Genomic DNA, 14,422 nt, shown 5'->3' on the forward strand with positions numbered 1-14,422 from the left:
GATATAATGGTGAAAACATAGTTTTCATTATATCACTTGAGGGGGATTTCATAATGACATTAAATAAAGCACTTACTATCGCTGGTTCTGACACAAGTGGCGGTGCTGGTATACAAGCAGATTTAAAAACATTCCAAGAACTTGGTGTATACGGAATGACATCTCTTACGACAATCGTAACGATGGATCCACATAACGGTTGGGCACATAACGTATTTCCAATCCCAGCTTCTACATTAAAACCACAATTAGAAACAACAATTGACGGTGTTGGAGTAGATGCTTTAAAAACAGGTATGCTTGGATCAGTAGAAATTATTGAAATGGTTGCTGAAACAATCGAAAAACATAATTTCAAAAATGTAGTAGTTGACCCTGTTATGGTATGTAAAGGTGCTGATGAAGCATTACATCCTGAAACGAACGATTGCTTACGTGACGTTCTTGTTCCAAAGGCATTAGTTGTAACACCAAACTTATTTGAAGCTTACCAATTAAGTGGGGTAAAGATTAATTCTCTTGAAGACATGAAAGAAGCAGCAAAAAAAATCCACGCTTTAGGTGCGAAATACGTCCTAATTAAAGGCGGTAGCAAGCTTGGTACGGAAACTGCAATCGACGTCCTATATGATGGAGAAACATTCGATCTTCTAGAATCAGAAAAAATTGATACGACAAATACACACGGCGCAGGTTGCACATATTCTGCTGCAATTACAGCAGAACTTGCAAAAGGAAAAACTGTGAAAGAAGCAGTAAAAACTGCTAAAGAATTTATCACAGCTGCTATCCGTTATTCATTCAAGATTAACGAATACGTAGGCCCAACACATCACGGTGCATATCGTAAATTCGTTGCATCAAAAGAACTTGTCTAACATATAAATAAAAACACCCACAGAGTTTATATATTTCCTCTCTGTGGGTGTTTTTTTATAAGCTCTTCTGGTCATCCTATCTTTAAGATGCAGAACTAACCTGGTTTCTACCATTTCTTTTGGAGTAATATAATGCATCATCAGCAGCTTGAATAAATAGCTCTGGTGATTCTTCATACACTGAAATTCCCACTGAAACTGTAATTTTTATTTTTGTTCCATTTAGCAATTGAAATGGATGTTTTTCAACAACTGTGCGAACTTGTTCCCCTGTACGCATTCCATAAGCTAATCCCTTCTTTGGTATCAAAAGTGCAAACTCCTCTCCACCCTTTCGAAAGGCCAAATCTGGAAACGGTGAAATTTCTCTTAAAATACATCCAATTTGTTTTAACACTTCGTCTCCTGCAGGATGCCCATACGTATCATTTACACACTTAAAGTGATCAATATCTATAAGTAGTAAACAAATTGAATCATTTTCCATACGCTTACTCCCAATATGACGATTCATCTCTAAATCAAACTGTCTTACGTTTCCTAAACCTGTCAATGCATCTATCGTTGCATATTGCTTCATCGTTTGAAATAGCTCATTGGATTGCAATACGTAATTTGCACTAAAAAACGTGATATATCCTGTAACAATACTAGAAAATAAATATAATCCCACTATGTGGATGTCTTTAATTAACCATATATATAGCGCTGGGATTAGAATAGATAAAATATATGTATGTAACCATGCCCACTTTTCTGCTAAAGAAAGCTTCATACGCGAAATAAAGATACTACCTATCCCTATCGCAATGATTGTATAAAAAGCTACTTGAGAAGCTAATGAATAATCCATAAATAATAATCTAGTTACTAAAATTATACCAACTGTTATAGTACTCGCTATTGGTCCTCCAATTATAACGGCTAGAATGACGGCTAAGTAGCGTAAATCCAATAGGATAGTACCAACATGAACACCGAAATACATTAGTAATATACCTAATATTCCAGTAAAAACACCTACTACACATTTCTGCCAAAAAGAGAACCCTTCTTTTAATGGCTTGTCTCTTAAAAGCTGACCTCCAATAAAAATAAAGGAAAGAATAATTGTTGTGTTTACAAATAGATCCCTTAACATAAAATAATCTCCCTACTTTTCCATCTATCCCTTTCCTTATTTTATTGTATACGAAATCCCTATAATTCCCAAAGCTTTTATTTATTTTTTGCTGTTCCACGTGAAACAGCAAAAATAAAAAAAGGACGAAAATTCGCCCTTTTTATTAACAACAGCGTGATATCTTTCCGCCCTTTGCATTAAATCTAGCCTCTTGCGCTTCTGCAAAAAATTGTTTTTGACATACAACCTCTTCTTCTGGATGATGCTTTTTCATATGCTCTACATATGTTTCATAACTTGGTACCCCAACGAGTAAACTAATAAAGTGTTTTCTTTGTCCCCATACTTTCCGTAGTCGTTTAAGCATAATAGTTCCTCGACTCACTTTCATCTCTAGAAATATATGGCGCCTCTTTTAGCGGCATCGGCTTATTTCTTAATACTTGAATCCAAATTCGAATTGCAGAAATTAATACAGCTATTACAACTATCATAAAAATCCCGCAAAGCGCTGCATCAATATAATCATTGAAAATAATTTGCTTCATTTGAGCAACAGTTTTAGCTGGTGCTAGCACTTTCCCCTCATCTAATGCTCCCTGGAACACCTTTGCATGAGATAGAAATCCTATTTTAGGATTTTCATGAAATAGCTTTTGATAACCCGCCGTCATCGTTACAATAAGCAATCCAACAGTTGGAATAAGTGTCACCCAAACATATGCCTTTTTCCCCATTTTGAACAAAATTGTCGTTCCAAGTAATAATGCAATACCTGCTAACATTTGATTTGCAATACCGAAAAGTGGCCATAATGTATTAATTCCACCAAGCGGATCTACTACCCCTTGGTACAAAAAATAACCCCATCCTAATACACATAACGTTGTAGCTATCACATTCGCTAATGTAGAATCCGTTTTCCCAAATGGCTTATATACATGCCCTAAAATATCTTGAATCATAAATCGGCCTACACGCGTTCCAGCATCAATCGTTGTTAAAATAAATAGCGCTTCAAAAAGAATCGCAAAATGATACCAAAAGGCCATCATGGCCGTTCCACCTATTACTTGTGAGAAAATATATGCCATACCTATCGCTAACGTTGGTGCACCACCTGTGCGTGATAAAATCGTTTGCTCTCCAACGTTTACAGCAAGATCTTTTAGTTCATTTGGTGTAATAGCAAATCCCCATGAAGAAATAACTTGAGCTGCCTGCGAGACATCCGTACCGATAAGTGCTGCGGGACTATTAATCGCAAAATACGTTCCTGGTGTTAATACACAAGCTGCAATCATCGCCATCGCCGCTACAAATGATTCCATTAACATTGCCCCATAACCGATTGGCTGTGCGTGTCCCTCTTGTTCAATCATTTTTGGCGTCGTACCTGATGAAACGAGAGCATGGAATCCAGACACCGCACCACAAGCAATTGTAATAAATAAAAATGGGAATAAGTTTCCAGAGAAAACCGGACCTGTTCCATCGATAAACTTCGAAACTGCTGGCATTTGTAAATCTGGTGCTACAATTAAAATACCAATTGCTAATCCAACGATTGTTCCGACTTTTAAAAATGTGCTTAAATAATCACGTGGTGCTAAAAGCATCCAAACTGGTAATGCCGATGCGATAAATCCATATACAATAAGCATAATAGCAATCGTTTCACCGCTAAACGTGAACATGCTTGCAAGCGTTGGATGTTCTGCTACATACTGTCCTCCAATAAGAGACAGTATAAGTAGAATAATTCCGATTACTGACCCTTCACCAACTCGGCCAGGTCTAATGTAGCGCATGTACACTCCCATTAAAATAGCGATAGGAATCGTTGCTGCTATTGTAAACATTCCCCAAGGACTTCCGACAAGCGCCTTTACTACTACTAATGCTAATACCGCTAATAAAATAATCATAATGCCTAAAATGCCTATCATTGCAATAAGCCCTGTAACAGGACCAATCTCATCTTTAATCATTTCTCCTAAAGATTTACCATTCCGTCTCATCGAAGCAAATAAAATCACAAAATCTTGTACAGCTCCAGCGACAACTACCCCAACAATAATCCATATTGTCCCTGGTAAATATCCCATTTGCGCTGCCAAAATCGGTCCTACTAAAGGGCCTGCCCCAGCAATTGCTGCAAAATGGTGCCCAAATAATACCCACTTATTTGTCGGAACATAATCTTTTCCATCGTTTAATGTATGGGCTGGCGTTTGCCGATTATTATCTAAACCAAATACCTTTCTCGCTATAAATTTACTATAAAAGCGGTAAGCAACTGCATACACACATACCGCAGCTACTAGGAGCCACACGGCATTAATAGTTTCACCTTGTGATAAAGCTATTACACCAAATGCACCTGCGCCTACTGCTGCAATAACCCCCCATAGTAAAATCGACTTCAATGTTTTCACATACAATCCCCCCAATACTATTGCTTAGTGGGATTGTACTAAATTTTCTGAATATTTAATTTGAATCCTCCTTATCATGAAGGATTTTTAGTTTATCATGTTAAAAAACTCGCATTACCTACTATAATTCAATCTTATTTCGAAGTCGTTTCACATAATTACGACTAACTGGAATCGGTTGCTCATCATATTTATCTAAATACAGATTATATGTGCCATTATAATAAGGTTTTAGTTCTTGTACATATGACATATTAATTAAATAACTTTTATGCACACGTAAAAAATCATATGCATTTAGCTTATTTTCCAGCTCCTGAAGTGTATATGTTGAAATATACTGATTATTTGTTGTATAAATTGAAACCGTTTTGTTTTCCTTATTTTTGCTTACATATACAATATCTTCAGGGAAAATATACCGAATTCCCTCTTGACCTTCTATCGGTAGTTTTCGTAAATAACTCTTTGCTTTCTCGCCTTGCTCTTTACACATTCTATATAGAAGGAATTGCAAATCTTCCTCACGAAATGGGCGTAGTAAATAATAGAATGCTTGAAAACGAAATGCCGTAATCGACTCTTCTATATCTTTACCCATAAAAATCAATTTCGTATAACAATTTACTTCCCGTAATAAACTCGCATATTCAAAACCAGTTCCATCTAGTAATTTTGAATTCAAGAAAACAAAATCTGGTGTATGCTTTTTCATAATAAATAAGGATTCTGTTCCCGTATTCGCTTCAAAACATTCTACATTCCTTATATTTTCAGTAAATTTTTCAGCTAAACTTCTTCGCTCTTCTGCTTCTTCCATGATCAGTAAAATTTTCATTTCTTCAACCACCTAATTCTTTTGTCCATATGTCTTGTTGTATACATTCGCTTTTATAAGAAACATTCCCTTTTTCTTACTATACCATTATTTATCTAAAAAAACAGAAAAAAGGAAACCACGACGGTTCCCCCTGTCCTTTTATTCCATTATTTGTAGGAAGTAACACTCACTGAATGCGAAGAAATGAGTGTTACTTCCCCAAAAACACAATTGGTGCTGGCTAATAATCAGTGGGGGATAAATCCCTCACCGATTAAAGTTTCACCTTATACTAATTCTCGTTGCTTCGTTTCTTGCCCAAGTACAATTACAGCAACTACGCCAATTAAAATTGATCCACAGAAAATCGTAAATATTAGTGATAGTGAAGCCTGTGAAGTAACTAAATATCCTACTAATAGCGGCCCAAGAATACCACCAATACGACCGAATGCTGCTGCCATCCCTGCACCTGTACCACGAATAAACGTTGGATACTGCTCCGGTGTATAAGCATATAATGCACCCCAAGCACCTAAATTAAAGAAGGATAGTAACATGCCTGCTACGATTAATACTGTTAATGACTCCGCCACTCCAAACAAGTAAGCACTACACGCTGTACCAATTAAATACGTAACTAAAACGAACTTACGACCAAGTCGTTCAATAAACCAAGCAGCCGTGAAATATCCTGGCAATTGAGCTAACGTCATAATAAGTACGTACTGGAAACTTTTTATTAAACTAAATCCTTTTAATACCATTACACTAGGTAACCAAAGGAACATCCCATAGTAAGAAAAGACAACAGAAAACCATAGAATCCATAACATAATTGTTGCCTTACGATATTCATCAGACCAAACTAACTTTACATTTTCGATAACAGATGGTCTTTTTTCAGCCTTTTGAAATCTTGGGGAATCCGGTAAATTCCATCTTAAATATAAAGCATATAGGGCCGGAACCGCGCTCAATACCATTGCAACTTCCCAACCATATTTCGGAATAACAAAATACGAGATAAGAGCTGCAATTAGCCATCCACCTGCCCAAAAGCTTTCTAATAGCACAACTATTTTGCCACGTTCATGCGCTTCAACGCTCTCTGATACTAATGTAGAAGCAACTGGAAGTTCTCCGCCAAGCCCCATACCAATTAAAAATCGTAAAACAAGGAACATCGCAAGTGTCGTCGTTAAAGCAGTTAAACCACTACCGATAGAAAATAGTAATAATGTAATAATAAAAACTGATTTCCGCCCTATTTTATCTGATAGTATTCCAAAAACAAGTGCTCCGACTGCCATACCAATTGAATTAATGCTGCCTATCCAGCCCATTTCTTGCGTACTTAATCCCCAATCTTTTTGCAATGCTACCATTACAAATGAAAGCATTCCAACATCCATTGCATCAAATAACCATCCAAGCCCTGCTATACCAAGTAGCTTTCGCTGCGAAATTTCTTTCACCTTGCCCATAAGAAGTCCTCCTTACACAGCTGTCTTTACACATCATTTTACATGTGTGAATTGTATAAGTAAAATACTTTCGTACAAAAAATTCTCCTTCATCATGCCCAAAAAGTAAAATACTCATCCTACTATTTGAGGGCAGTAAGAACCCCACCTCAAAATTCAGCTGAAGCAAAGAGGTTAGATGGAAAATCAACTGCCGTTAAACGTCCGATTGGTGAGGGTTAACCATCAGTGGTGGATGAGTAAAACCTCACTTTATTAAAAATGACCAAATAAAAAAGTAGCGATATTCCGCTACTTTTTCGAACGCATGACTTCCTTTAAGAATTCCGCTAATACTAACTGACGACGCCAGCGCGTTGGATTACTACACAATCTATAAAACCACTCTAAGTTAATCGCTTGAATCCATTTTGGTGCACGTTTTACCTCTCCAGCCCATACATCTAAACTTCCGCCCACTCCAACAGCCATCTTCGTTTCTAAACGATGCTTATTAGTTTGGATAAAGTTCTCTTGTCTTGGGAAACCAAGCGCGACAAGTAATAAATCTGGTTTTGCTTCTTGAATACGAGAAACGATACTCTCTTCTTCTTCTTGTTTAAAGTACCCATCTTGTGTACCCACAATAGATACAGCTGAATATGTCTTCGTTAAATGATCTGCTGCAGCTTGTACAACATGCGGTTTTGCACCAAGTAAGAAAACAGATACCGGTTTATTCTCCTCTGATAACTTTGCAAATAGATTACACATTAAATCAAAACCTGCTACACGTTCCTTTACAGGTGTACCAAGTATACCGCTTGCTTTTACAACTCCAATACCATCAGGTGTAATTAAATCTGTATTTAATAATGTTTTATGGAATATTTCATCCTTTTTTGCACACATAACAATTTCAGGATTTGCTGTTACTACCTGAAAAGTATGAGTTCGCTCCAATTCTAGTTGTCCCTTCAAATATTGGATTGTTTCATCCATTGTCATTGTAGAAAAAGGAACACCTAGAATATCAACCGTTTTTACTTCCATGATTAACTATCCTCTCTATTTCAGTAAAAGTTTTTTATATGCATTATAAGTATCTTCATACAAATTTTTTAGCGAGAAATGAGTAGATGCATGATTATATAAACGATTTCCCATCGCTTCTAATTCACCATTCAACCATTTTTCATAAGCATTTTCTAACGCGTTTGCTAACGAGTCTGCATCACCAATTGGTACAACCCATCCATACGTATCATCAACTATTAACTTTCTCATATCACCTACATTTGTTGCAATAGATGTTAAGCGCTGATTAGCCGCTTCTAATAAAACAAGAGGAAAACTTTCACTATAAGAGGTTAACAAATTAATGTGTGCAGATGCATATAATTCTTTGGAATCTGTACGAAAACCTAAAAACATCACCTGATCCTCTAAGCCCTTTTGTTTCACCATCTCTTTTAATTCTGCTTCTATAGGTCCATCACCAAGCAAGAGCACCTTTATATTTTGAATTTTAATTTTTTGTAACGCTTCAAATAAAATATCATGACCTTTAACAGGATGAAGACGTGCTACTTGAATGGCTGTAAATACTCCTTCATCGATGCCAAATTCACTCTTATCATAAGGTTTTGCTGAAGTACTATCATACTCAATTCCATTATAAACCGTACAAATTTTCTCTTCTGGTACACCTAGTTTTATTATGTTTCTCTTAAAGTTTTCCGTAATTGCAAAGAATAGATCTACCTTCCTGAAAGAACGTAAATTTAACTTCGTAAATACCCATCCTTTTAATCCCCTCTTCATAAAATCCAAAGTTGGATCACTGTGGACAGTCATTATCCATTTCGCTTTTATACCTTTTTTCAAGAGGGAGAGATAGAAATTTGCTCGCGCGCCATGTGTATGCACAATGTCAAATTGATTTTCATTAATAAATGCTTTTATTTTTGAAAGAATTGATAGGTCGTACCGAGATGATTGGGTAAAAACATGTACTTGAATACCAAGGTTTCTCGCCTCTCGAGCAATCGCACCTTCTTCAAATACCATTAATTCCACTTCTTCCTTTGAAAATTGAGATAAAAGTGAAATAATATGTGTTTTCCCCCCACCCTCTTCTGCACCAGCATTCATATGCAACACTTTCATTTCTTACATCCCCCATTTTTTTCTTTTTATTTACTATAACAAAATAAAAGCTAACATTATGCTAGCTTTTATTTTTCTATCATTCAATTTCCAAGTCAACTATTAAATATGCCATGATTAATACTAAGTAGAAACTCACTCCAGGTGCAATTAAAATATGACCAGCCATGAATGAGATACCTAATCCGAGAAGTATTGCTGCAATCATCATTGCATATTTCACTGTGAATATTTGTTTAAATTTAGTAAATATACATGCAATAAATTTAATACCAAAGTATAAGAATGGAATTACAAGTAAAATGAACCCTATGATTCCGAAAGAATAGAACCAATCGTGGAAGTCACGTTCAATTAATTTCGGCTGTTCTTTATAGTTACCAGCATAACCCATTCCTAATAATTTTTGAGACATTGGGGCTTCATTATAGAAATCTTTATACATCTGTTCAAATAATTGACGCCCACTAAAAATAAGCGCTTGCGTTTCTTCTTTCTTCTCCGCTACTTTTTCTTTTGCTTTTTCTTTCTCTTTTTCTTGCTCTGTCACAGGAGGTTTGTGCTCTTTAGCTTCCTCCTTCTTTTTCTCTTCCTTTTTCGCACTCTGTTCTTGTTCAATTAATTGGAAATGGAATCCCATATTTTTCATAAACGGTGAAAAAGGTGTATATGCCAATATGCCTACAAATACAGTTATTGCAAGAAAACCATTTAATAAATAGGCATGTTTCTTTCCATCTTTACGCTGTGTAAATGCCTGAATAAAGCACATAACAACTGCGATAGCCATTGATCCAAAGATTGCTCCTACGCCAACCTTTGTCCCAATTGCAAATAGTGAATAAACAACTAAAATTGAAGGAATCCAATAGTACGCTTTACCTATACTTTTTGTTCTTTCAATTGAATACAAAATAACAATTGGACACATGATGGCTAAAATAGACCCTAGCTCGTTACCTGCATAAAACCAACCGCGTGATCCTAACTTTACCCATTCATAACTATTATAATCTGTTCCAGTAGTAATCGAAGCTACCATGACTACTCCTATAATTAGCGATGCATACGTAATATAGTCACGCATTTTTGAATTTGAATGGCTTTTCTCTTTTAAAGACTTAAATACAAACACATAACAAGTAAGCATAACAAACGGATATAATGCTTTCGCTATAAATTTAATTTCCTCTGTAAGTACCATAGGATCTTTTGTAAGCTTATTATTTATCAATCCGATGGTGAAGACTATTCCCACTAAGATTATATACAATATATATTTTATATTTCCTTGTTTCTTCGTTTGAATTAAAATATATATCCCGCTTAGGAACATAACGAATAAGCGTGTAATAACTCCAATGGTCGTATCAATTTTTAAAACCATGATACAGAACGCTGTAAGTAAATCTAAAATCGGTTGCAACAAAATAAAGATTAATAGGAAATTTTCAAATTTATTACTTTTACTATTTTCGCTTAACATCTAGAACCTCCATAACTATTACCTAATTTCAATCTATACTGTTAATATTTTTTTCTTATCTCAAATATTTATTATAACATATATTTTTTAATTAAACGTCTCACATTTCTCCCCAATCTTACCTTATAGAAAAAAGCATATTTGCATTTTCAAGCGCTTTCTTTCCTCATTTTTTCTTTTTTTCTACATGTAAAGAAAATGCATTGTTATTTACATAACTTTAGTGTATATTTTTTCTCTGGAACATCTTTAGGAGGAAGGGATTACAGCAATGTTATTAATCGACATATTTACGTTTCTTGGCATTATCGCCGCTGCTATTTCTGGTACATTAGTTGGTTTAAAAAAAGATTTAGATTTATTCGGTGTCCTTTGTTTAGCTGTAGCCACTGCGCTCGGCGGCGGTATTATTCGTGATATTATGATCGGTAACCTGCCTCCTGTCGCATTTGTTAAACCCATTTACTTTTTTGTAAGTGTATTATCAGCATTATTTACTTGTATGTTTTTTGAGCGTATCAATAAACTGCAAGTCGTTATCATGCTTTCTGATGCTGTTGGCTTAGGTGTTTTTACAGCCATTGGTGCAAATGCGGCAATGTCACATCATGTTGACGCCTCATTTTTAGTTGTTTCAATGGGAGTCATTACAGGTATTGGAGGCGGTATTTTGCGTGACATTTGCGCTCAAGATATCCCCTACGTATTCCGAAAAGAGATTTACGCAATCGCTTCTATCTTAGGAGCAATTAGTTTCCTAATCACATATGCAATGGGGGCACACGTATTAGCTTTCTATGTTTGTTTATTAGTAACATTCATTATTCGTGTTGTCACTGTAATATATAATGTACATTTCCCAGTTTTCTTTAAAACACATGCTAAAATTAATAAAGGCCATTAAGAGGATTCTACATAGAATTCTCTTAATTTATATACTATTCTACACACTAATATAGAGTAATTGTATATAAAAATATATAATTATATTAGAACCGAAAATGAAAACGCTTTATATACAGGGGGAAGAACGATGCTTGGGGTTTTTAAAAAACATACAAATAAAACAAACGCCAGTATACTTGAATTAAGTAAGGATCAAAAAATCACTTTTAACGTGCCTACTAATTCTGAACTGCAGATTCAAATGGATATGCTACATATTTCAAAAGAAGATTTACAAATCGTAAAGGTACTACAGCCCTTTATTTATGAAGAAATTGATTGGATTACGGAAAAATTCTATGCCAATATTACAAAACAACCTAATTTAATTACTATTATTGAACGTTATAGCTCTATTCCAAAATTAAAGCAAACTTTAAAAACGCATATAAAAGAATTATTCAACGGAGATATGCATGAAGATTTTATTGAACAACGCGTTAGAATTGCAAAAAGGCATGTACAAATTGGGTTACATAGAAAGTGGTATACAGCTGCTTATCAAGAATTATTCCGCTCTATCATGAAGATTTTAAAAACGAAAATTACAACAATTGACGATTTTTCTTATTCTATAAACGTAATAAATAAATTATTTACTCTCGAACAAGAACTCGTTATTGCGGCTTATGAATCTGAATATGAAAGCATGCAAAAAGAACTTGAAAAAGAAAAAGAAATAACAGCTATGACCATTACGCATATTGCAACAGAACTAGCATCTGTATCTGAAAAAACGAGCGCTTCTATTCAACAGTTAACCGCTAAATCTGAAACAATTGTAGAAATTGCCAAAACAGGTACATCATTAGCTACAACATCAGAAGAAAAAGCGAATAAAGGGAAAGAACAATTAAATCAGCAAAATAAACGAATGGAATACATTCAAACAAACATGGAAACGATTATTACAGATACTCATGAACTTCTCGATATTTCTAACAAAATTAACGAGATTATAGACATTGTAAAATCAATTGCAGAGCAAACAAATTTGCTCGCACTAAATGCTGCTATTGAATCTGCACGTGCTGGGGAATTTGGCAAAGGCTTTTCTGTTGTAGCTGGAGAAATTCGCAAGTTATCAGAGCAAACGAAAGAATCTATATTCAACGTTACAAAGCTCGTTGAAAAAACAAATGAACAAATTGTTCGTGTCTCTTCTTCAGTGAAACAAATTAGCTCCCTCGTATCTGAAGGAACGGATAGTATGTCTGCAACAGATCAATACTTCCAAGAAATTGTAAAAGACATGTCTAATTCGAAAGAACAGAATAAAAAAATTGAAAATGAGTTAGAAACCATTTCACAAGTAATGAAAGGAATTCAAGACGATTCCTCAAAAATGGCTCTAACAGCTGATAGTTTACAACTAGAACTGAATAGATAGGGTGAAGCTTATGTCAGTAGAGGTTCTTCATCTCCGCTGACTCATAGTCCTCATCTTCCACCCATAAAAAAAGAATCCAAACTGGATTCTTTTTATTTTCTGAAGAATATTTTTTGACAATACACATAACTCATATAAACACCAAAGCTTTGCAAAATAAACAAAGCTGGCACTATAAGATTGTAATATGCCATATCTACTTGGAAGAGTCTTAACAATACGTATCCGCTAATTAACAATAAGAACAACATATATCCTTCGTTTTGTTGTTTCTTAATAAGAAAGTGTAATAAAGCTATCGACATAAATAATGTTACCGCTATATATATAAGTTTTTCACATTTAAATAGAATAGAATGTATTCCCTCACCTGAGAATTGATTAATTACTGGCTTTAAAAGTTTAAATCTTTCTTCTTCAATCTCTTTTAGCTTTTGATCAATATGCTCTGTTACGTTTTGATTCTTTGTTACTTTTTCCTCATTTTTACCTTTTCCAATTAAAACAGATTGAACATACGTCTCATTTGAAATTGTATATTGTGACATTCCCATTGTCTGAATTCCATAACTCACACCAAAATGAGCACTATAAAATAGAATAAGTATCCCTATCATCTTTAATAGTACTTTTTGCTTCATTGCTGATTGAAAGAGTTCAATTAACAACACATATACAGCAATAAAAATAGGAAGAAATAACCCCAATGGGAGAATCATATTACTACATGCAAATAAAATTGCTGAAAGCACCCACATATAAGGATGATCTAAACCTTTATATAAAAGTATGTAACAAGCTAGATAAAATAAAAATATTGCGAGCGATTCTGATGTTAATAGAGAACTCATAAATATATTTGGAATATATAAAGCGTAAAATACAGACGCAATACGACCGCATTCTTCTCCAAAAACTATTGCTGCAATACGATAAATGAAAAATGCAGTCCCTGTGTAAAATAAAATATTAAATAACTGCAATGCGAATACTGTATCGCCAAATATACGAATAATAATTGATTCATAAATAATAAAAGGTAACTGCGCTATATTCTCTACGCTATTTCCAATTGCAACCTGCTTTGCAGACTCAAACGTAGCTTTCATATCACCGATTATCGGAACGTCTACAAATAAAACCATACTAAGTCTCACAACTACAGATGTACTGATAAGAAAAATAAGAAATTGTTTATCTGTAAAACGATACTGTAAAATCGATGCTACTAACAGCATGAGAATAACGAAAATAACCAATACAATTGTTACACTTGTTGTACTGTCTCCAAAAAATTGTTTACTTGTTTCGAACGCAGACCAACAACTATAAACAAAAAATGCGAGCATCGCACCAATCATTATTTTACTGAAAAAAGACGAAAAATTTGTTTGTATATGATTCATATGTCCATTGCACCTCTATTTCCATTCATAACAAAACGATTCTATCATGAATAGGTACACAGCTGATAGGGAATTTCTATGACAAATACAGGGTCCTAATTTTTTCACTTGCAATGTAAGCGAATCCTCTTTTACACTACACTTTATATAAGATAACTTTTCTTTCAGTTACATGAATACAAATACAGAAGTTTTCCTAACCCTCTTCTGGAATTCTTTACTTCATTAAATATCTATCGATTTTTAATATTTTTGTACTCCACTTACAATACATGTCATTCTGATTGAAAACAGAAAATAG

General features: G+C 34.6%; 12 protein-coding genes. 3 read left to right on the plus strand and 9 right to left on the minus strand.

Annotated elements, in window-relative coordinates:
• The first annotated feature begins 53 nt into the window (after positions 1 to 53).
• Complete coding sequence (gene pdxK, locus J0835_RS26650) at positions 54 to 878, plus strand: pyridoxine/pyridoxal/pyridoxamine kinase (RefSeq protein WP_048560462.1); 825 nt, start codon at positions 54 to 56, stop codon at positions 876 to 878.
• 82 nt (positions 879 to 960) lie between these two features.
• On the opposite strand, the gene J0835_RS26655 is transcribed toward pdxK, so the two are convergent.
• The 8 genes from J0835_RS26655 to J0835_RS26690 form a co-directional block, all read right to left on the minus strand.
• Positions 961 to 2,019 (minus strand): GGDEF domain-containing protein, encoded by a 1,059-nt coding sequence (locus tag J0835_RS26655; RefSeq protein ID WP_087983413.1) that lies wholly within the window; start codon positions 2,017 to 2,019, stop codon positions 961 to 963.
• Positions 2,020 to 2,164: 145 nt separating this feature from the next.
• Complete coding sequence (locus tag J0835_RS26660) at positions 2,165 to 2,368, minus strand: YbdD/YjiX family protein (protein ID WP_048560464.1); 204 nt, start codon at positions 2,366 to 2,368, stop codon at positions 2,165 to 2,167.
• Positions 2,361 to 4,439 (minus strand): carbon starvation protein CstA, encoded by a 2,079-nt coding sequence (cstA, locus tag J0835_RS26665; RefSeq protein WP_087983414.1) that lies wholly within the window; start codon positions 4,437 to 4,439, stop codon positions 2,361 to 2,363. The genes J0835_RS26660 and cstA overlap by 8 nt, the downstream gene beginning before the upstream one ends.
• A gap of 121 nt (positions 4,440 to 4,560) precedes the next feature.
• Positions 4,561 to 5,277 (minus strand): LytR/AlgR family response regulator transcription factor, encoded by a 717-nt coding sequence (locus tag J0835_RS26670; RefSeq protein ID WP_087983416.1) that lies wholly within the window; start codon positions 5,275 to 5,277, stop codon positions 4,561 to 4,563.
• A gap of 269 nt (positions 5,278 to 5,546) precedes the next feature.
• A complete protein-coding gene (locus tag J0835_RS26675) occupies positions 5,547 to 6,746 on the minus strand; it encodes an MFS transporter (protein ID WP_087983418.1) in 1,200 nt (399 codons plus the stop codon).
• 291 nt (positions 6,747 to 7,037) lie between these two features.
• The gene (locus J0835_RS26680; protein WP_087983420.1) at positions 7,038 to 7,778 is read right to left on the minus strand and encodes a WecB/TagA/CpsF family glycosyltransferase; all 741 of its coding nucleotides are present in this window, start codon (positions 7,776 to 7,778) and stop codon (positions 7,038 to 7,040) included.
• A 15-nt stretch (positions 7,779 to 7,793) separates the two neighbouring features.
• Positions 7,794 to 8,894 carry a glycosyltransferase family 4 protein gene (locus tag J0835_RS26685; protein ID WP_087983422.1) on the minus strand — a complete coding sequence of 367 codons (1,101 nt, stop codon included), beginning with the start codon at positions 8,892 to 8,894 and terminating at the stop codon, positions 7,794 to 7,796.
• 79 nt (positions 8,895 to 8,973) lie between these two features.
• Positions 8,974 to 10,380 (minus strand): O-antigen ligase family protein, encoded by a 1,407-nt coding sequence (locus tag J0835_RS26690; RefSeq protein WP_087983424.1) that lies wholly within the window; start codon positions 10,378 to 10,380, stop codon positions 8,974 to 8,976.
• Positions 10,381 to 10,651: 271 nt separating this feature from the next.
• Between J0835_RS26690 and J0835_RS26695 the strand changes: the two genes are divergently transcribed.
• Positions 10,652 to 11,284: a trimeric intracellular cation channel family protein gene (locus J0835_RS26695; protein WP_000924376.1), complete on the plus strand. Its 633-nt coding sequence runs from the start codon at positions 10,652 to 10,654 to the stop codon at positions 11,282 to 11,284.
• Between the two features lie 60 nt (positions 11,285 to 11,344).
• Entirely contained in the window at positions 11,345 to 12,715 is a 1,371-nt protein-coding gene (locus J0835_RS26700) for a globin-coupled sensor protein (protein ID WP_442893513.1), read from the plus strand.
• Positions 12,716 to 12,807: 92 nt separating this feature from the next.
• On the opposite strand, the gene J0835_RS26705 is transcribed toward J0835_RS26700, so the two are convergent.
• Positions 12,808 to 14,121, minus strand: coding sequence for an ArnT family glycosyltransferase (locus J0835_RS26705; protein WP_087983428.1), 1,314 nt, complete (start codon positions 14,119 to 14,121; stop codon positions 12,808 to 12,810).
• Positions 14,122 to 14,422: the final 301 nt, after the last annotated feature.

It is taken from the genome of Bacillus cereus group sp. Sample62, assembly GCF_036851315.1.
GTDB lineage: Bacteria > Bacillota > Bacilli > Bacillales > Bacillaceae_G > Bacillus_A > Bacillus_A wiedmannii.